Source organism: Rhodococcus sp. IEGM 1379 (assembly GCF_030056815.1).
GTDB lineage: Bacteria > Actinomycetota > Actinomycetes > Mycobacteriales > Mycobacteriaceae > Rhodococcus_F.
The window spans coordinates 26,887-46,214 of sequence record NZ_JASHKR010000038.1 but is presented as its reverse complement, the minus strand read 5'-3'; the positions used below and the strand labels follow the sequence as shown (position 1 = coordinate 46,214).

At 60.1% G+C, this 19,328-nt stretch carries 15 protein-coding genes and 2 pseudogenes; 10 read left to right on the top strand and 7 right to left on the bottom strand.

Annotated elements, in window-relative coordinates; all coding sequences use genetic code 11:
* On the bottom strand, window positions 1-1,750 hold a 1,750-nt coding region (locus tag QM600_RS19125; protein WP_283263105.1), incomplete at its 3' end, for a pentapeptide repeat-containing protein.
* A 349-nt stretch (window positions 1,751-2,099) separates the two neighbouring features.
* On the opposite strand from QM600_RS19125, the gene QM600_RS19120 reads away from it, so the two are divergent.
* Both QM600_RS19120 and QM600_RS19115 read left to right on the top strand, forming a co-directional pair.
* Window positions 2,100-3,197: a pentapeptide repeat-containing protein gene (locus QM600_RS19120; RefSeq protein ID WP_283263104.1), complete on the top strand. Its 1,098-nt coding sequence runs from the start codon at window positions 2,100-2,102 to the stop codon at window positions 3,195-3,197.
* 292 nt (window positions 3,198-3,489) lie between these two features.
* Complete coding sequence (locus tag QM600_RS19115; RefSeq protein ID WP_283263103.1) at window positions 3,490-4,152, top strand: TMEM175 family protein; 663 nt, start codon at window positions 3,490-3,492, stop codon at window positions 4,150-4,152.
* 20 nt (window positions 4,153-4,172) lie between these two features.
* Here the strand turns inward: QM600_RS19115 and QM600_RS19110 are convergent, their stop codons facing one another.
* Entirely contained in the window at window positions 4,173-4,325 is a 153-nt protein-coding gene (locus QM600_RS19110) for a hypothetical protein (protein WP_283263101.1), read from the bottom strand.
* Between the two features lie 601 nt (window positions 4,326-4,926).
* Here QM600_RS19110 and QM600_RS19105 point away from each other — a divergent pair.
* Window positions 4,927-5,217: pseudogene (locus QM600_RS19105) on the top strand (IS110 family transposase); the annotation flags it as partial.
* Window positions 5,218-5,461: 244 nt separating this feature from the next.
* On the opposite strand, the gene QM600_RS29965 reads toward QM600_RS19105, so the two are convergent.
* On the bottom strand, window positions 5,462-5,548 hold the full coding sequence (locus QM600_RS29965) for an integrase core domain-containing protein (protein ID WP_502943029.1): 87 nt from the start codon (window positions 5,546-5,548) through the stop codon (window positions 5,462-5,464).
* 412 nt (window positions 5,549-5,960) lie between these two features.
* On the opposite strand from QM600_RS29965, the gene QM600_RS19100 reads away from it, so the two are divergent.
* Complete coding sequence (locus QM600_RS19100) at window positions 5,961-6,098, top strand: hypothetical protein (protein WP_283263099.1); 138 nt, start codon at window positions 5,961-5,963, stop codon at window positions 6,096-6,098.
* 187 nt (window positions 6,099-6,285) lie between these two features.
* On the opposite strand, the pseudogene QM600_RS19095 reads toward QM600_RS19100, so the two are convergent.
* Window positions 6,286-7,435: pseudogene (locus tag QM600_RS19095) on the bottom strand (IS3 family transposase).
* Between the two features lie 727 nt (window positions 7,436-8,162).
* On the opposite strand from QM600_RS19095, the gene QM600_RS19090 reads away from it, so the two are divergent.
* From QM600_RS19090 to QM600_RS19075, 4 genes are all read left to right on the top strand, one after another.
* Window positions 8,163-8,414 (top strand): hypothetical protein, encoded by a 252-nt coding sequence (locus tag QM600_RS19090; protein ID WP_283263098.1) that lies wholly within the window; start codon window positions 8,163-8,165, stop codon window positions 8,412-8,414.
* Window positions 8,407-9,870: a multicopper oxidase family protein gene (locus QM600_RS19085; protein ID WP_283263096.1), complete on the top strand. Its 1,464-nt coding sequence runs from the start codon at window positions 8,407-8,409 to the stop codon at window positions 9,868-9,870. Before QM600_RS19090 ends, QM600_RS19085 begins: the two co-directional genes overlap by 8 nt.
* A complete protein-coding gene (locus QM600_RS19080) occupies window positions 9,867-10,148 on the top strand; it encodes a hypothetical protein (RefSeq protein WP_283263094.1) in 282 nt (93 codons plus the stop codon). Before QM600_RS19085 ends, QM600_RS19080 begins: the two co-directional genes overlap by 4 nt.
* 530 nt (window positions 10,149-10,678) lie before the next feature.
* Window positions 10,679-14,095 carry an ATP-binding protein gene (locus QM600_RS19075; RefSeq protein WP_283263093.1) on the top strand — a complete coding sequence of 1,139 codons (3,417 nt, stop codon included), beginning with the start codon at window positions 10,679-10,681 and terminating at the stop codon, window positions 14,093-14,095.
* Here the strand turns inward: QM600_RS19075 and QM600_RS19070 are convergent.
* Together QM600_RS19070 and QM600_RS19065 are read right to left on the bottom strand one after the other, a co-directional pair.
* On the bottom strand, window positions 14,066-14,485 hold the full coding sequence (locus tag QM600_RS19070) for a dihydrofolate reductase family protein (protein WP_283263092.1): 420 nt from the start codon (window positions 14,483-14,485) through the stop codon (window positions 14,066-14,068). The two genes, QM600_RS19075 and QM600_RS19070, sit on opposite strands and share 30 nt — an antisense overlap.
* 266 nt (window positions 14,486-14,751) lie before the next feature.
* The gene (locus QM600_RS19065; RefSeq protein ID WP_283263090.1) at window positions 14,752-15,177 is read right to left on the bottom strand and encodes a hypothetical protein; all 426 of its coding nucleotides are present in this window, start codon (window positions 15,175-15,177) and stop codon (window positions 14,752-14,754) included.
* A 606-nt stretch (window positions 15,178-15,783) separates the two neighbouring features.
* Between QM600_RS19065 and QM600_RS19060 the strand changes: the two genes are divergently transcribed.
* Together QM600_RS19060 and QM600_RS19055 are read left to right on the top strand one after the other, a co-directional pair.
* Window positions 15,784-16,482: a hypothetical protein gene (locus QM600_RS19060; RefSeq protein ID WP_283263089.1), complete on the top strand. Its 699-nt coding sequence runs from the start codon at window positions 15,784-15,786 to the stop codon at window positions 16,480-16,482.
* Between the two features lie 2 nt (window positions 16,483-16,484).
* Window positions 16,485-17,153 carry a hypothetical protein gene (locus QM600_RS19055; RefSeq protein ID WP_283263088.1) on the top strand — a complete coding sequence of 223 codons (669 nt, stop codon included), beginning with the start codon at window positions 16,485-16,487 and terminating at the stop codon, window positions 17,151-17,153.
* A gap of 1,546 nt (window positions 17,154-18,699) precedes the next feature.
* Here QM600_RS19055 and QM600_RS19050 read toward each other — a convergent pair.
* On the bottom strand, window positions 18,700-19,328 hold a 629-nt coding region (locus QM600_RS19050), incomplete at its 5' end, for a putative Ig domain-containing protein (protein WP_283263087.1).

Genomic DNA, 19,328 nt, shown 5'->3' with positions numbered 1-19,328 from the left:
AGGGGGTGCCGGCGATGGCGGGCAGTGGTTGTGTCGGGGGGTTGGTGAAGGTGGGAGCGACAGGTACCACGGTGACGATGAAGGTGCCCGAGCCTGTCGTCACAGCACCGTTACTCGTGCTGGTGACGGTACAGGTCACCGTGGTGGGGCCAGCGGGAAACTCTGTCCCGGAGGCAGGGGTGCAGGTGCCGAAGGCCAGTCCGGTAGGGACGGCCGGGGCGGCCCAGGTTACGGATTCGGTGAACGAAGTGGTGTCGACCGGAACTGCGGATGTCCCGGTCAGGTTCGTTCCCGTCAGGTTCGCGTTGGTGAGGTTCGCGCCGGTGAGGTTCGCGCCGTACAGGTTCGCGTTGGTGAGGTTCGTGCCGATCAGAGTGGTGTCGATGAGGTTCCCTCTGGTCAGGTTCGCGTTGGTGAGGTTCGCGTTGGTGAGGTTCGCGCCGGGCATGAACTCCAGGGTCGTGTCGGTGAGGTTCGCGCCGGTGAGGTTCGTACCCGCCAGGTCCGTATTGAACAGGTTTGCGCCGTGCAAGTTCGCGTTGGTCAGGTCCGCCTGGAAGAGGTTCGCCTTGGTGAGGTCCGCGCCGGTCAGATGTGCGCCGGTCAGTTTGGCGCCGGTCAGGTTCGCGCCGTACAGGTTCGCGTTATTCAGGAACGCGCCGGTGAGGTCCTTGCCGGAACAATCGGTAAAAATCGGTGAGCGGGGATTGTCAACGTAGTTTCCGCACATTCTGAGGAGTATTTCGGCAGGGGTTTCTGGCGGGGTGACGTTGACGGTGAAGGTACCCCAACCCAGATTTTTGGGGCTGTTTGGATCGCTGGTGACGGAGCAGCTCACGGTAGTGGTGCCGACGGGGAACACTGTCCCGGAGGCAGTGTTGCAGCCGTTGAATTGGAGTCCGGTCGGCATGGGCGGGGTCGTCCAGGTCGCGGGGCCGCCGTCTGCAGTCTCCGCAGGCGCAGTGGTGTCGGCCGGCATAAGAGTTGTACCGGTCAGGTGCACGCCGCCCAGGTTTGTGTGGGCGAAGTTGGTGCCGGTGAGGTTCGCGCCGGTCAAGGTTGCACCGTCCAGGTTCGTGCCGTTCAGGTTTGCGCCGTACAGGTTCGCGTTGGTCATGTCCACTGCGGTCATGTCCACTGCGGTCATGTCCGCGTTGGTCAGGTTCGCGTTGGTCAGGTTCGCGCCGGTCAGATTAGCGCCGCCCAGAGCCGTGTTGGTGAGGTTCGCGTTGGTGAGTTTCGCACCGGTCAGGGTCGCGACGTTGAAGTTCGTGTTGGTCAGGTTCGCGTATTCCAGCTTGGCATCGGTCAGGTCCGCGCTGTACAGATGTGCACCGACAAGGTTTGCGCCGTACAGGTTCGCGCCGGTCAGGTGCGTAAAGCCCAGACCCGTGTTGGTGAGGTTCGCTTGGGTGAGGTTCGCTTGGGTGAGGTTCGCTTGGGTGAGGTCCGCTTTGGTCAGGTCCGCTTCGGTCAGGTTTGCGCCGGTCAGATCCGCGTAGGCCAGGCTTAACTTAGTAAGGTTCGCGCCGGACAGGTCCTTACCGGAACAATTTGTATAGCTCGTCGGGGTAGGGAGATCAACAAGATTTCCGCATACCCTGCGGATGATTTCAAAGGGGTATTCCGCTGCGGCGGGTGCGACTGCTGTCCCCAGCATTATGGAGGCCAGGACAATCCCACCGAATACGGCGGTGATGGCTGCGCGGGTCGTTCGCCGCAGTGACTGGTGGTATTCAGTGGTTGTCATGGTGGTTCCCTTTTTCGGGTGGGCGGCCGCACAGGCGTGGCGGCCACAAAGTGCAACCACTGGGCAAAGATAACGGACATCGGGGCATGAATGCCTATTTTGTGCGGCCGAGTCAAAACACGGCTGCTTATGGCCGCAAATGTCCAAACAACAAGGCTGCCTATGGCCACATCTGTCCCTGGGTAATGTTCGCCAGTTTCAGAAGACAATTGCAGTCTTCGGTAGCCCCCTACACGCTCGGCGGTAGTATCTTGATTGAGCCCTTCCTCATTGGCGGCGGATAATCGTGGTATCTGTTGTTTGTTCGGGACTTGCCCTGGTTCGGGGCCAAAGCGTCAGGAATCTTACCGTGCACAAGTCCGTCACTCGCGTTATCTTGGTCGGTGCCGCCGTGGCTTTTGTTGCAGGCTTCTCGTCGGCGTTGCCGGTAGCGCATGCTGCTCCTGCAGCACCGATCGTTACCAGCAGTGGAGTCTCTGTCCCTGGTTGTGCACTGCCGTACGACACGTCCGCCCACGCCTTTTGCGTCGGTGCTGATTTAAGCACCTACGATTTGTCGAGCCCTCCTTTTCTCGGTGTGGATTGGAGTAATGCGATATTTGAACGGGCAACATTCGAAGGCCGCGAATTTCCCAGTAGTACCGAATTTTTCGGGACCGACTTTGCTGGGGCGAATCTGCGATCCATCACTGCCGTGCAGTCCAACTTCAACAGCTCGGATATGGACTATTCAGACGCTACGGGAGCAATACTTGCCGGAGCCCGGATGTGGCGGACCTCCGCAAGGAACGCGTCATTTGCCGACGCCGATCTAACCTACGTGCAGTTCTTGAACGCTGATCTGACGAATACCGATTTCACAGGCGCGAATCTGACAGGCGCAACCGTTGTGGCGGACGTCACAGGCGCCAATTTTTCCGATGCAATCGGCGTGAATTTGAATGGTGCAATCGGCGTCCCACTCGTAGGCCCTCCGGGTTACACGCCACCTCAACCGATCGACCCCAATAGTGGGCCGGTCTCTCTGTCGGCAACCAGTTTCCTAGACGGCCCGCAGCCGATGCTTAAGGCAACCTGGACGAATTCCTCTGCTACAGCATCTTTCAACTGTTCCTATGACGCTCACAGCCTGTCCGAAGACGGGTCCGGCGGCTTCGACCCGTATGGCAACGTAGCCCCGTATATAGGTCCCACGATAACTATCCCGCCTAGCGGCGTGGTTGACCAGGTGATGGCTGCACCGCCAGGTCCGCTCAGCGTTGAATGGCAGTGCGATGGAGGAATTGGCGAGACTCAGGGGCTCTTGTTGCGAACGACCTACCACTTGGGTTTGGTACCTCCTACACAGGTGACGATCGTCGACCCCGAGCTGACAATCCCACCGCCCGTGGTGACCAATCCCGGATTCGGGTCGTCCGATTTCCCACTGTTCGGCAGCAGTTACTGAGTCACTACGCCTAGGCCACCGAATTTCCGATTCCCAACCCGGGCTGGGACACCGCACAGTGGGGGCGAGCGAATCTATTCGCCGCTGCGGCCCCACAGACTCCTTCGCCAGGACGGACTACGCGTGTGGCGCGCTCTTGGCACTCGTGCAATCCTCGTCGCAGCCTCGGGCGCGGGCGAACGAAGCCCCACTCATGGGCGACGACACAGGACGTTCGCTGCGCGTATCGCTTACCGTATCGCTTACCGTGTAGCGGCGTCGGTGAGCGTTGTGGCAGAAGTACTATCGCGGGATGAGCGATCTGATGAGGACGGATATAACCGACCCAGCGGCGGGGGAACCGGTGTCGGCGGAACGGATGAAGGCCTTCACCGACGCCGTCGTGGCGATCGCCATGACCCTGCTTATTTTGCCGCTGCTCGAAACGGTGAGCGACGGAGCGGACGAGGGCCAGAGCACAGCGCAGTGGCTGGGGCAGAATTTTTGGCCCCTGTTTGCATTCGTTCTCAGTTTTGTTGTCATCGCCAACTTTTGGGTCAGCCATCATCAGCTATTCGCGCGGGTCGAACGGGTATCGTACGCGTTGTTGTGGATCACGATCGGTTGGATGCTCACGATCGTGTGGCTTCCGGTGGTGACCGCGATGGTGGGGCAGGTGGACTCCGATGTACTGCAGAAGGTGCTCTACATCGGCACGATGGCGATCTCGTGCATTGTCCTGCTGTTCACCCGTGTGTATCTCCGAGCGCACCGCGAGTTGCACGACATTCCGGACGAGACACTTCGTCGCGACATCGGTGCGGACGCTCTCGGTGCGGTCATGTTTCTCGTGTGCCTGCTCGTCGCGGTCTTCGTGCCGTGGATAAGTTACTCGGCGATGTTCCTGATGGTCCTTCTCGGGCCGCTGGAGCGTGTCGGCATGCGGGCGCGTCGCCGTTCTGACACTCCGGGGTGAATATGTCATCTGATTCAGGTCTATGTGGCGCGCTGGATGTGGAGTCCGAACCAATCGGCAAGCCATTGCAGGGCACTTCGGCCTGAGTTGTCCAGGGTGAGTTTTGCGTAGTTGGTGTATGCGCCGGAGGTGACGAACGTGGCCTCGAGGCCCTGACCGACGAGGGTTGCCACGTCTTGCCGCCAGGTTGGCGGTCTAGTTTGGCGTCTCCGAAGGCAACTGGCGTGAGAGCGGCAGCAGTCGTGCCGAAACGTCTTCTGCCATATTGGTTCCCAACGTGTGTCGGTTCGACGCCACAGCGCTGGTTCGTCATCGATATCCACAGCGTCGGCGTTCAGCCAGAATGTGGCGTAGGGATCCCATCCGCCCAGTAACGTCGCATGTTCGTTGCCGGGCAAAGGGATTGCTATTCCCGGTGTAGTCAGATATCCGTGGAGGCTTAGGTGTGCCTGGTCGTACGCCCGTCGCTGCTGAAAACTGCGTCCGGCGGCAGGGGACGCCGACCGGCACGATCATGCACTCGGACAAGGGAAATAGCGCGCGGCGGCGCCAACTCGATCAGGTGACCGTGGCTTACGCTGCCAATACCAAGGTGACGATCGGGGTGCTCCGGGCGATAATCGATGAGGTGGATGCGCTCGGAACGGAGGTCGAAGCCCATTTTGGTGAGCACCCGGACGCCGACAGCATCACCTCGTTGCCCGGGTGCTGGCAGAATTCGGCGACGATCGAGATCGATACAGTGATGCATGATCCCGAAAGAACTATGCAGGAACAAGTCCCATCACACGTGCGTCGGGGAAGAAGAAAATTGTGGCGGCACGGTTCGTCCGCAACGACCGACTCGCCGACGCTCTCATGGCTCAGGCCTTCGCCTGCCTGACCTGTTCGCCAGGTGCACGTGACTACTACGACAAGTGCAGGCAGCGCGGTAACGCCCACAACGATGCGCTGCGTCGGGTTTCGAACCGCTTCGTGGGGATCCTGCACGGGTGTTTGAAGACTTGGACCCGGTACGACGAAACCATCGCCTGGCAGCACGAAGTCACTGTCGCAGTTGACTGAATTGCCGATGGGATATCTTCGAGCGGAACCTTCGGTCCCGCTATCTCGGTGGCCACCTGGTAGGACCCCATTTGGTGAGCCACTCGCTATCAGAGAGTCAATGCGTGTGAATACAGCTGGCAGCGTACTCATTCGGGGCGGGTACGCCAGCGATGAATGACGGTGCCGGTTGTTGTAGTCCTCCTTCCAACCCTCGATGACCGCTCGGGCTTCGAGGGCTGTAAAATTCGTTCATGTTCAGGCATTAGTCACGGACACGATTGTTGAACGACTCGATGTACCCGTTTTTCCACGGTTGACCAGCTGAAACGTAGCCGATACCGACTTGCAAAAGGTGAATCAATCACGGCCAAGATGGCACCACACGGAACTCGTAATTCGGGTAAGGGGAAGTCTCTTGGCAGTTTTTTCCCCGTTCCTCACATACGACTCGGATGGACCCAGGCGATAAGATGATCTTTATATTCGCTATGTCTCCGCCCACGTTAATTTTCAACACGGAAGCGGCGTAATCGCAACTAGGATTACCCGGTGACACGGTGAAACTCTTACGGCTATAGGCCGGAACTCGCTCGGGGGTTGCAAGTTCGAGTCCAGGTGTTGATATACAAGATGCAGGCCCGCTGTAATTGGTCCTCATGATAGCGGCGGAGCTTATAAAGGTCCTGATCGTCACGTTCACATCGGACGTGCCCGTACCCGGTCCGGTGGATCCGAAGTATGGGCTGCCGAGACTACCTGTCATGGGATCGGCCGAAGCCGTCGGAACTGCAAGCCCTATCCCGGTGACGGCGATGGTTGCGGCGGCCAGCGTCGCGGTGATGCGGGTAGGTAAAGACACGGGTGCTCTCCTTCGAGATGATGCGGTCGTGGGCGTCTAGTCCATCATGTGAGTGCAATTATTTGCATATGCAGCCGACCCCTGACCGCCGATATGTGCTGGGCCGGAAGCTATATGCGCTGTTCCGGAAGAAGTCGAAGCCGAGCCTGACCTGGCGAAGGCAGGGTCGATGACGCAGGGAAGAGGCTGGTAGGACCCCGTTTAGTGAGCCACTCGCTATCAGAGAATCAATGCGTGTGAATACAGCTGGCAGCGTACTCATTCGGGGCGGGTACGCCAGCGATGAATGACGGTGCCGGTTGTTGTAGTCCTCCTTCCAACCCTCGATGACCACCCGGGCTTCGAGGAGGCTGTGGAATTCGTTCATGTTCAAGCATTCGTCGCGGACTCGATTGTTGAAGGATTCGATGTAGCCGTTCTTCCACGGCTGACCAGGTGAAACGTAGCCGATACCGACCTGATTCTCGCAGAACGTCCGCAACGCCTCTTCAGATGAACTCGGGTCCATTGTCGCACCGCAACACCTGCGGCGGGCCGTCCCAGAGTGCGAACGACTTCTCCAAGGCCGCGACGAGATCCTCTGCCGGGATGGATCTCTCGACGATGTTGAGTACGGACTGTCGGGTGGGGGTACCGCCCTGCACGAAGTGCTTGGGGGAGGTTCGTCGACCATCGACGCGATCTTGAATTTCCTCCCGTCCGTCGTCGAATCGAACTGGAAGTCGATCGCCCACAAGACTTTCGGCGCGTTTGCCTCGGTGATCGGAGTGGCCCCGGCGCCGGCTCGTTTACGGATCTTGCGGACCTTCACCCGCAATTCTTCCTCGCGCCAGAGGCGCTGAACCTTCTTCTTGTTGATCACCCAGCCGGCCGCCCGTAGATCTGCCCACGCCCGTCGGAACCCTTTTCGTTGGTTGGCTTTGGCCCAGTCTCGCAACCACTTCCGCAGATCCGCGTCCGGATCGTCCGGGGTGTTTCTCGCTACTTTCTTGCGTTGGGTGGATCGGGGTTGCCCGACGATTTTGCAGGCGAGACGCTGTGAGAGCCCCATCGTTTCCTGGAGCATCGTCACGGCGTTTCGTTTGGCGGTCGGGCTCAGAATTTTCCTCGAGCAATCTCCTTGAGCGCAGCCTTTTCGAGTTCGGCTTCGGCGAGGAGCTTCTTGAGCAGGGCGTTTTCGTTCCCCCGTTCCTTGAACTCTTTGGCGTCGTCGGCTTTCATGCCGCCGTACTGCTTGCGCCAGTTGTAGAGCGTCGGCACGGACACGTCGAGTTGTCGGGCGATTTCTTCGACGTCGGCGCCTGTGGCGGCGAGTTCGTCGCCTTGGCGCAGTTTTCGGATGATCTGTTCGGGCGTGTGCCGTCTACGTCCAGCCATGAGTTGTAGCCTTTCATGCCCTTGATCAGGGCGGAAGGATTCTCATAACCTGCGGGTCACTTGACGGGGGTCATGCCACACCATCCGGGGTGAACCTCAGTTCACGTCGGTGCAGTATTCGACACCACCGCCGGTTTGCTCTCGACCATCAGCGTCCCCACCGACTCGGCCGGATTTTTCCAGTTACTCTCGTGGGCTGAGTCATTCGGTCATCTGATAGCTTTCGGCATCGAAGGGACCGGCTCCTATGGTGGTGCATTGACCTCGTTCGTCCGGCGTCGAGGTTACCGCGTCGTAGAAGTTGCTCGGCCGGATGATATGCCCGCCCCGCCGTCCGTATATGCAAAAAATATGCACCTTTCTGCGACACTGAAAGCCGTTCCGGAGCGGCCACTTCGCTTCTTTCCGCACTGGCTGGACCGCATCACCTTCTTACCCGAAACAGCCGACGAAGTGGACTCGATCGATGCCAACCCATTCGCGCAATGCCTCCGACTTGCGGCGACTACGCAGGTCTACGACTGCAATCGTAGTTCTTCTCGCGCTGAGCGGATGCGCAGCTACGGACGACAGCCGTGAGAGACTTCAACCGGTACCGGCCCGGACGACACCAGCCTCTGCGAGCACGCAGACCCCGCCAACAGAAGCAAGCGACGGGATCAGAGTTACCGATTTCACCGTCCTCCCGACGTTCGGATGCTTGAAAGGCGTACCGGCTAAATCGATCGTGACCGTGGGCTGGAGCGCGCCATCGGCAACCGACGTATCGCTCGCACTCGACGGACAACTACTACCGGTCGGCATCCAGAACGAACTGCCGTATCAAGTCCCGGCCGGAGGACCCACCGGTATCGGAGCGGCCGTCGTATTCGCTTGTGACAGCGCGACTCACCACACGATCGATATCACCTGGACCGGACACGCGCGGCCAGCAACCTCCCGCACCGTTACCATCGTCAAGGAGCCCAGCGATGGCTGAAGCCAGACCTCTCACCTACCCGATCAGCCGTCGGCGTTTTTTCACCGGCGCTGCCGTGCTCGTCGGACTGCCACTGCTCTCGACGCCGATGTTGACCGCCTGCGTATCGCACAGCGATGCAGCACGTGACTCGACGTGGTTCGAGCCCAGCGTGCGAACGAGTAACAACGGTTTACTCCAAACACAGCTGCGGGTAGCCGACGGGGAGGTCGCACTGGGCAGCGGTCGCGTCCGAGCGGTGACCTACGAAGGCACCTACCCCGGCCCGACACTGGACGTACGTACGGGTGACCGCATCGAGGTATCGCTGATCAACGACATCGCAGAACCGACAAATCTCCACACCCACGGATGGCACGTCTCACCCCGGCAACCGAGTGATGACGTACTGATGGCCGTGGAGCCGGGCATGACATTCGACTACGCTTACGATCTGCCCGCAAACCATTCCTCCGGCACATACTGGTATCACTCCCATCAGCACACCCTCAGCGACACACAGGTATTCGGCGGACTATTCGGAGCCCTGATCGTTCGCGGAGAACTCGACGACCTACCCGGAGTCAAAGGACGACCGGAGCGTCTACTCGTGCTGAGTCAGACGGAGATCGCCGATGGTGAGATGGTCCCCGGGGACAAAAGTTCGAACAACTTGCAGCAAACCCTCGTCAACGGCACTTTCCAACCGACGACCGAGATCGCTCCAGGAGAAATCCAACGCTGGCGCATCATCAACGCCAGCTCACTGTTCCTGCGGCTCCAACTCGACGAACACCCCATGCATGTCATCGCCATCGACGGCGACGCACTCACCTCTGCCGCGGCACGCGATGTTGTCGAAATAGTACCGGGAGGGCGAGTCGATGTGCTGATCGAAGGTGCCAATACTGGTACATACCAACTGCGTTCGCTCAGCTGGGAGGAGTTCGGACCCTTCTACTCGTCGATGGTCCCGGCGCCGATGCCGTTGCTGAACTTGGTTTCCCGAGGCAACCAACAGAATCCTGATCCCCTGCCCGACGCACTGCTGCCCTTCGAGGATCTACGGGAGGCCGTCATCGACCGCAGACGTGAATTCGTCTTCGAGGAGATGGAACCGCGAGGCACCGGCGACGTCGAGCACTTCATGTACTACATCAACGGCACCACGTTCGACCACCACGTGGTGAACGAAACGATGACGCTCGGAGACACCGAAGAGTGGCACTTCGTCAATCGCACGTACGAGCCGCACCCGGTGCACATTCATGTCAACGACTTTCAAGTTGTGGCAGTCAACGGTGAACCCGTCGACGAGCAGCATTACAGGGACACCGCAATGCTTCCTCCGTTCGGCAGTCTCACCATCCGGCACCGGTTCGAAGACTTCACCGGCCAATTTGTCATGCACTGCCACATCCTCTTCCACGAGGACCACGGCATGATGCAGCTTCTCGAAGTGGTGGACAAGCAATGACATCGCAGACGCAGAGGCAGCGACGCTCAACGAGCCGCGCACAGGCAGCACTTCAGATCGTGGCCGGCCTGGTTTTAGGTCTGATCACTGCCTGGGGATTGTGGCAAGCACTCCCGATTCATTCCGGTATTGCTTTGTGTGCAGCCTGCGCCGCGATCACGCTGGTTGCGGCTTCTGTCGTGGGCGTGTGTTTTCGAGCTGCTCGCCCCGGCGCATACAGTTTCGCGGTCTCGGCGACACTACTCAATGCACTTGTCGCAGTGGTTGTTGCGCTCTAACCAAAGGATGTGTGATGACCCACATATAACCGAGGCTTGAACGTCGGCCGTACAGTCACCTACGACAGCGACAGAAATCGCGGAGCATTCCCTCGCTTCTACGCAATCACAAGTGCCGAGTGGACGAAAGTGCCTCTCGCGTAGTTTGACCGACTTCACCCGTTCGAACCTCCTTGCCCCAGGGTTGGGGCCATGATCCGGAGCAGATACAGCTCACATCGAACGTCGCAACGACCGACAACAACTCGACAGACGTCTAAGCGATGTCCGCAGCAATTACCGATCGCACCCACTAGTACCGCCACGCCCGGTACGCCACCCAGATCGAAAGTATCCAGCTCGAAAAATTTTCGAAAATGGTTGAGGTTCGTTTCGGTGACGAATCATCATTTGTACGGCACGGCCGCGAATATGATTACATTCCTGATATGACCGATTTGTGCGCTATTACCGTTCAGGTGATTGGTGACATTTCGATTAGATGTGGCGTCCGCACCGTGGATCCCCGAACAATCGGAGGTCCACGGTGTGTGGAAACACTTGCTTACCTCGCGCTGCACCGACACCGCGATGTCGCTCTGGACGAGTTGGCCTCTGTCATCTGGCCGCAGACACGCCCGAAGTCGTGGAACGCGACAATGCGGACAGTGATCTCGAGGGTGCGCAACACACTGGAGGCGGCTTCCATTCCCGGGGACAGTGTGCGTTCACGGCTCGGGTACGTGCAGTTTTCACTACCGGATTCGGTAACGATCGATCTGGAAACCATTCGTAGTCACTGCCGAAACAGTGACATACCGGCTTCGATCCGCGCCGATCGTGCACACGACGCGCACAAGGCGCTCGCCGGAGAGATCTTGCGCGGGGTGACAGGAGACTGGGCGGACGACATACGGACGGAATGCGAAAGGTTACGCATCCAAGCGCTCGACATCGATGCGACCGCCTCGATCGAGGTAGGCGCCTATGATCGCGCCGTCTACTGCGCAGAGGAGCTGATCAGCATTGATCCGCTTCGCGAACGCGCATATCGACACGCGATGCGCGGATACCTCGGCCTCGGAGACCGAGCTCAGGCACTCGACCTGGCTACACGATGCCGACAAGCATTGTCCGACAACCTAGGCGTCGCTCCTTCCCCCGAAACCGAGCAACTGTTCCTGACAGCACTACGCCACACCGAAACGTATCCTGCGCACCCGAACTCCTCGACGAGCAGCGGCCCGAGGAGAATCCGAAGCACGCCCATCGGGATCGAATTGGAACTCGACATCATCACCCGCGCATGGAAGGAAGCCGCGCTCGGAGTCAGCCAATACGTAGTCGTCACGGGGGACGCAGGTACCGGGAAGACCACCCTGGTCATCGAGGCGCTCAAGCGAGCACAACACCGAGATATCGATATTCTGTTCGGCAGGTGCAGCGAGGACGCAATCATCGCATTCGAACCGTTCGCCGATGCTGCCGCGCGAGAATTCGATGCACTGGGAGTCGCTCGGTCAAGGCAATGGTTGACGGAAAACGGCTCCGAAATATTACGGCTGATTCCGGGCGCTGCGAACCGATACGGCGATCTCGCGCCTGCCGATACCGGCGGTGACGACCGGGCACTGATAGTCGCTGCTGTCCACCACTGGCTCACAGCAACTTCCAGGTCGGCACCGACAATCCTCGTTATCGACGATCTGCATTGGGCATCAAGCACCACCCATGTACTCCTCCGATACCTCATGAAAGCCAGCGCGACAAGTACCGTGTGCTTCGTGGTCACCGCTCGGACCCCATCACTGAGTGATCCGGAACTGAACAAGACCCTCAACACCGCCACACGGCTGGGAAACGTGCACCGAATTGCGTTGAAAGAGTTCGATGTCGAACACGTACGGCAACTCGTCGACGCGTATCGGTCTTCGCTCGACCCCGTTGCTCTCCATCGCCGCACCCACGGACATCCCCTGTTCGTGACCTCGATCCTCGAAGACCCCCAAGTCGGCGATTCAGCACCGGCATCCATACTCGAGTTCATTCGGCGCACAGAACACGGTCTGAGTACAACAGCACAGACATTGTTACGGCTATGCGCGGTGATCGGTAGCTCGATATCTCGCGACGTCCTTCGCCTGACAACCCGCAATCTCGACGAAATTGAATTCGCCGATGCTCTCGACGAACTCGTACACGAGCATCTGGTGAATCAAGGCGACGATTCGAACCGTCCTGCGCTGTGGAGTGCGGAAATCATCCACCAAACGGCGCCTACACAGACCGCGAACGACGCGATCACGTTGCGGCATCCACTGGTGCAAGAAGTGGTATACGGCGGCATCTCGCCGAGTCGCCGAGCAGCTATGCACTCCCTCGTCGGACACGCTCTTACCGAATTGCGCACACCCACTGTCCTCGATGATTCTGCGCGCCTGGCGTATCACTTCTCCCGTGGCCTCTTGTCCGATCGACTACATGCGCGCACCTACGCACAGCTTGCCGGTGACCACGCATTCAATCTCGGGGCTTTCGAAGATGCTCTTGCACATTACAATCACGCCCTCAACCTGAGCGCACTTGAGGAGAACACACCACAGCAATGCCGCCTGCTGATCGGTCTCGGCCGCGCTCGCAGGGCGACACGAGATATGCACGCTCGTGTCATAGCGTTGTCCGCGTTGGCTATGGCGACGCGCCTGGGCGATCTTGCTCTGCAGGTCGAGGCCGTGTTAGCCAGCGAACGCCACGGAATGATGTTCGTGCAGCAGTACTCCGCTGACATCGAGCGTATCGACCTGATCGAGGGCATCTGCAAAGCGATGGTGCAGACGGGCCGTAATCGGACAGTAGAATATGCAATCCTGTTGACCCAGATAGTAATAGAGCATGCCTGGGAGGATGGATCCCACCGACGAGACAGTCTGATTGCCCGCGCTGCGGGTATAGCTCGAGACCTCGGAGACGGCCCGCTTCTCGCACGCGTGAGCGTCGCGGCGCTGATCGGACTGCGAACACCCCACAGCAGCAATGTCACCGCGACAGCACTGACGGACCTCAATAACCTGGTCGGCGCACGAGCAACAATGTTGCACGACGTGACAACCGCTGTCTGGCTCTCGCGAGCACGCCTTGAATCCGGCGATCTGACGGGTGCCGCAGCAACTCTCGACTTCATCACCGACGCCCACATCAACGGTAATCCCGAACTCGATTGGTTGGTCAACTACGGCCGTCTCGGCCTCGAACTTGCGGCAGGACACCTGTTCGAGTGCGAGGCGCGTCTGGAACGGATTCGGGCGATTCCACCCTCTCCCACCGATAAAGATTATTATGGGCGACTGCTACCTGCAGTGACTGCATTCGGAACCTTGCGAGGAAACTTGCAAGAAATCGTCGACCAATCGGAGATGATGGTCGCGAATTTTGATTCGAACCCCGCCCTACGCCCCGCCTTGGCGGTAGCGCTGATCGACGTCGGTGCCCACAACGAGGCAGCGGAACTACTCTCCTGGTACACCCCAGAACGCTTGGACGAAATTCCGATCGACCCGATGTGGCTGTCCACCCTCACATTGATCGGCCGGGCAGCGGCAGAGATGTCAGCAGCGCCGTTGTGCAAACAGATCTATCACTACCTGAGCAGCCACGCCGAGAGCACCGTGTTGACATGGGCCAGCATCTACGGTGTTGTGCACCATCATCTCGCGCACCTGGCGTGGGGTTTCGGAGATCTCACACGGGCCGGCCATCACATTGCCGACGCTCTCACAGCGCACTCCGAGAGGAGCTTTGCAGGGTGGGCAGCCGAATCTGGTTACCTGTCACTGCGCATCAGATCCGCCGAGACCGGCAGAGTTGATAAGACGCTCGCTGCGAAGGTCCGCACCCGGGCCAACAGCATCGGAGCAACTGCCGTCGTCCGCCGTGTCGATCTACTTGCCCAGTCCGGCTACCCACTTTGAGTAATCGGCATCACGCTCGGGATGCCCGTCGACCGGCTCTTCGACTACGCCGCCATCCTGCTCAACTGCGACGGGCGGCAACAACGCGTGCCCACACTGCTCGCGGCGGTATCGACGGAGTTCGGCATCGAGTTCGATCGGTCCGTACCGTTCTGCGCGTACCGTTCCGGCGCCGACGAGAAGTACATCGCAGTACGCGCGTAGGGACTGCTGCAATTGATGACCGTCGGGGTTGGAGATCGGGCGTACCGGACCGCCGAATGCAGCGGCGCCGTCGCGACTCGCGACCATGTTCACGCGAACTCCCTCGGGGGCGCCGGCGTAGAAGTCGTGAAAGCTGCGGCCGTGGACGTCTGCGGGATATAAGGATCGCCACCGGTGCACCGTCATGCGTCATGCCGGGTTCGAGCGCTCGAAGGTCGTCGAATGTGACAATCTCATCGAGTTGTCCTGGTGCGTAACCGGTTACGGGTTCGAGGAGGAAAGCAACATAATCACCCATGTCCACCTTCTCGAGGGCAAGGACTTCTATTCGGGCAGGTAGAGCAGCGTCGCGTACCCGCGGGGCCTCAGGCAATTGAGCGCCTGCCCACCGTCCGCCGGTGCCATGTTCGTGTAACTGATGAACGTGGCCGGGATGTCACCGTAGTTCACCTTCAGCCGGAACCCCCGCACCACCGTTGCGTTGGGGCGGTGACCACCACCGTGTAGATGGCGTTGCCACTTCGTCCCTGGCGCTCACGCGCTGTGTTCTGGCCGACTGTCAGCGTCACACTGGTGTCCACAGTGCTCACCCGGGTCGGGTCGGCCGGCAGCTCGATGCAGCTGGACGATGTCTTGACGAGGCTTGCCGTGGTGCCTGCGGGGAACTCGGCCAGAAATTGCACGGTCGCGGCCGGTGGAACCGGTGACGTTGTTTCGGGCCCCGCCGATCCCGCCGATCCCGAACTGAAACCGTCGAGCAGGTCGCTCAGCGGGGACGCGATCGCGGCGGGTGCAGCGATCAGTGATCCCAGCGACACCGCTGCGCACAGGTTCGCGGCCACTCTTGTTCTCCTGGCGCCACTCGTGGAGGTGGTCATGAGAACGTCACCACCTGGTCGTTGGTCGCGCACTGCAAGGGAACGAAACCGGGGCGGGGCGTGTGGACGCAGTCCCGGATCACGTATCCGGACCTCAGAGTTGCATCGACTGCACCGAAGCGCAACACACCACCTGCGTCGACGAGCATGAGTTCGAACCGCGCCGCGCTGCGGTTTCTCGAACATTCCGCTGGTATCAACTGAACCAGGACGGAATCCTCTTTGTTGAACGCGTCTATCGAATAGATCGGATCAACCAGACAGTCGACGTGCGGTAGGACAGGTATCTCGCAGTGTCCGATGAAAGGCCCGGAACATCGATCAGGAAGTCGCCTCTCCTCGTCTCTCCGGTCGTTGGCGGCCCGGACGAGCCGAAGTTCACTTCGTCGAGCACATCAGTCAACGACGATGCGATTGCGGCCGGAGCCACCGCAGTCCCGATCAGAATGCCCGTGGCAGCACCGAGTACAACCACCGCGCTTCGTACCCATGACGTCATTCCACGGCACGAGTGCAATCATTTTGCACGCGTCGCACCGACGGCCGGCGGGCGGAGGCGAGAGGACAAAGTGCAAAATGTGTGCACCGCGTTGTTAGACACGATGCATGAACTTTCACCTACGCCGTACACCGAGAGTCTCGATGACCCGGTTCGTCCGCTTCCTGATGGCCGCGGTCGGACTCGTCGTCTTGAGTGCGACGAGCCTTCCCCTGCAAGCGGTCGCGGCTCCGATCGTGTTTCCGCCGGTGTTTCCGTGCGGTCCGATCAACCCGTGCCCGCCGCCGGGGCCGCCGCCGGCGCCGCAGAGCGTGTACAAGTTCATCAGCTTGCACTACCACATCGTCGACCCCGGGGGGGTGGGCGGAAACGTCGTCTACAACTGCAAGCCCTTCTCCTGGCCGTCCAATTCCTGCAGGTACACCTATGGAAATTACACCGCGGGCCACACGGCACCGTTCACCGATGGGCAGCAGGGAATCTTCAGTTTCGGGCAGGAGGGCAACCGGACCAACCTGTACTTCGAAGCCAACGGCTCGTACATCACCGGTTCGATCCCGTCTCGCGCATCCGATGAATTCACCCTGACGGGGTTCCAGATTCCGGCCGTCGGAGTGTGGGACGGAAAACCAGCCAACCCCAACGCATCGACGGGTGACCGACAGGGCAAGCTGCGCTTCGTGGTGAACGCACTGCCCAACTACTTCGACGGAATCGGCTACGACATCTACCTCACCGGTTACGTGGCGGTGAATCCGACACTCGGATCGGACAATCCGTTCGCCGGTTCCTTCGGAAGCAGCTGACGATGACCGATCCTTCTTCGACCAAAGCACAAGACCTGCAGTCGTCGCGCACCGCGTGGCGCACTGGCCAGAATCACCGCCGTGGGCTGGTGGTCGGCATCGTCGCTGTGCTGATGGCGTTGTGGTCGGCCCTACCGGCGTCGGCAGCACCCGCGGATGCGTACAGCTACATCAGCATTCATTTCCACGCTGAGGGCGGCGCCCAGGATATCGATTGCGCGCAAAACCATGCGTTCGGCGACCAAAGCTCCCGGTGCAGTCTCACTACGGGAGTGTTCACCACCGGCCATACTGCGCCCTTCGACAACCGCGGGTACGCGAACATGGGCTATAGCCCAATCAAGGACGGACGCACGTTCGTCGAGTTCTACTTGCTCAAAAGCGCGCCCTACCAATCGGATGGAAAGGAAGCCCTCATCGAAGGGACGATCCCGAGTCGAGGATCGGGCGCATACACAATCTCCGCCTGGAATGTGCGCAACATCGGGTGGGCTCCCGGTGGGCAGATTGCGGGAGCGCAGCCGGGCCAGATCGGTGGGCCGCTGAGCCTGAACGTCAAGACGATCGGTGGTTTCTGGGGTGCCGCCGGGTACGACATGTACCTCAACGGCTACGTGTACAACGGCCGATACGGATCGGGCCTGCCGTCGACCGGTTCGTTCGGCAGCTAATCTTCGGCCACGGGCACACGTGTGGACAGACTTGCTTGCCCTCCCCGAATGCCGCCAAGGCCGGTATCTTGCATCCATGCTGGCACCGGCCTCGATTGTGTTGCACCCGTTACCCCTGGCCTCAACTCACCCTGACACACAGGGTTGTGCAAAAAAATTGCACTGTCGTGCTTGTATTGATGTCGTGGTGATGGCGGCTAAGTCCGTCCAACCGTACGAGGGAGCATGCGCGAAGCCGCTCGCTGCTCCGCTTAAAGGAGCTGTGATGGTTGGTATCAATCGAGCCCGTAGTCATGTAGCGCTGGTGGCCGTCGGTGTGGCAGCGTCGGTTCTGGGTGGAGTCGCTCCGGTGTCCGCCGTGCCCAGACCAGTCCCGGTCGAGACGGGCTCGATCGATTTCGGGTCATCTGGGTCGTCGTACCTTCCTCCCAGTCAAAAACCAGGTCCCCCAGACCCGTCGCCAAGCTCTGGGGACCGGGCTTGGTTCGCGCAAGCCATCTTCGTTTCATCTCATTCCTGGGACGAGTTCGAGTTCAGTTACGGGCCGGACACCAGTGTTTGTGTTTCGGGTGTGCCTCGGCTGATCCGGCCCGAGTTCTGGCCGGCGCTGGCGGGTTCAGCATCGTTGCCGTACCTGTCTGTGGAATGGAGACTGTCAGCTGAATGTAACGCGGCGTTGTTGATCAACAACGTTGTCGACGTCAACATCGTGGTGCACCTTGTGAGCCAAAACAAATCAGCTGCGATCAATTTCGAAGGTCGATATCTCAGTGTCCTGCGGGCTACGGGGGTCGACACGAGCCCGGTGGTGCCGGGTACGTCGAATCTCGGGTATTACCTTGCCAGCGGGTTAGATGAACATGGTCGACCCACCCAGTTTGTCTCTGTCACAGAGTTGTGAGATCAGCCATCGAACTATCGCCGAAAATAGGCGTGAGCGGGGACTGTGGTGCCCATCGCCCATCGCCCATCGCCCATCGCGCCTCGAGGTTCGAGGTTCGAGACAGCGAAGCGGAACTGAGTTGCGACTGGGTGAGACTCCGAGCGTGATACTCCCGCAGAAGGGCGCTATCAAGTTGTTGAAGATGCCTGATCTGGAATGATCCGGTGATGTCGTCGACGTACAAAGGGTTCCGGTTTCCGAATTTTGTCGTCTCAGCTACTTCTGTCACGGTGATCTGAAACGAGCGACACCATGTGCGGTGTAGTGACTGTTCGTTGGTACCGGAAGCCGGATGCACTGCGCTGTAATGATATTGGTGGGACCGAATCTGTTGGTGAGCCTGGTTGGAGCAGTCCGCGACGATCGATGGGCACCAGGATTCCTACGTCACCGTGCGATCAGGCAAGTGACCGGAACGGTGTACGCCGTTTTCGTGCGGTGGGTCTGTGGCGGCGATGAATCTGATCGACGTGCTGGGCCGCCGGACGCGTCCCCGCCATTGCCGGGTGTTTCCCCGCTGTGGACATCGATGGCCGCCCACCCCGAGGGGCGAGCGGCCACGATTCGATGTTGTGGTGGGACCAGCAGGTCAGGATGCCGAGGTCACGATCCGAAAATCTGGCCGAGGAAGCCGAGGGAACCGGACCCAGGGGTGACCGGCGGGTCGGTGACGTTGACGGTGACGTCGAGGGTGAGGTCGGTGCCGACACCGTTCGATGCGGTGAGGGTGAACGTGTAGGTCCCGGCGGCGGTGGGTGTCCCGGTCAGAGTGTTATTGGTGAAGGTCATGCCGGTGGGCAGCGTCGTTTCGTCGAGTACCGCGACGGCGGGGGTGGGGTATCCGGTGACAGTGAACTCGCGGGTGAGTGCGGTCCCGGTGACAGCGTTCAGGGTGACGGGTGTGGTGTCGGTGAAGGCGGGGGCCGTCCGCGGGTTCAGGGCGAGGGAATGGCCGGCGCCGGCGGCGATGGCCGTGTAGCCACCGTCGGTGGGGGCGCCGGTGGCCTGCCCGGCGCTTCCCCAAGTGGTGACGTGCCCGTCGGCGGTCAGCGCGAGGGAATGAGAGGATCCGGCGGCGATAGCGGTGTAGCCACCATCGGCGGGGACGCCGGTGGCCTGCCCGAATTGGGTGTTTCCCCAGCTGGTGATGCGGCCGTCGGCGGTCAGCGCGAGGGAATGGAAGTAGCCGGCCGCGATGGCAATGTAGCCACCGTCGGTGGGGGCGCCGGTGG

Excerpts from the sequence above, each read along its gene's own strand:
- QM600_RS19115 (WP_283263103.1), top strand. The coding sequence starts at position 3,490 with ATGAGCGATCTGATGAGGACGGATATAACCGACCCAGCGGCGGGGGAA.
- QM600_RS19100 (WP_283263099.1), top strand. The coding sequence starts at position 5,961 with ATGGGATCGGCCGAAGCCGTCGGAACTGCAAGCCCTATCCCGGTGACG.
- QM600_RS19085 (WP_283263096.1), top strand. The coding sequence starts at position 8,407 with ATGGCTGAAGCCAGACCTCTCACCTACCCGATCAGCCGTCGGCGTTTT.
- QM600_RS19080 (WP_283263094.1), top strand. The coding sequence starts at position 9,867 with ATGACATCGCAGACGCAGAGGCAGCGACGCTCAACGAGCCGCGCACAG.
- QM600_RS19070 (WP_283263092.1), bottom strand. The coding sequence starts at position 14,485 with ATGACGGTGCACCGGTGGCGATCCTTATATCCCGCAGACGTCCACGGC.
- QM600_RS19065 (WP_283263090.1), bottom strand. The coding sequence starts at position 15,177 with ATGACCACCTCCACGAGTGGCGCCAGGAGAACAAGAGTGGCCGCGAAC.
- QM600_RS19060 (WP_283263089.1), top strand. The coding sequence starts at position 15,784 with ATGAACTTTCACCTACGCCGTACACCGAGAGTCTCGATGACCCGGTTC.
- QM600_RS19055 (WP_283263088.1), top strand. The coding sequence starts at position 16,485 with ATGACCGATCCTTCTTCGACCAAAGCACAAGACCTGCAGTCGTCGCGC.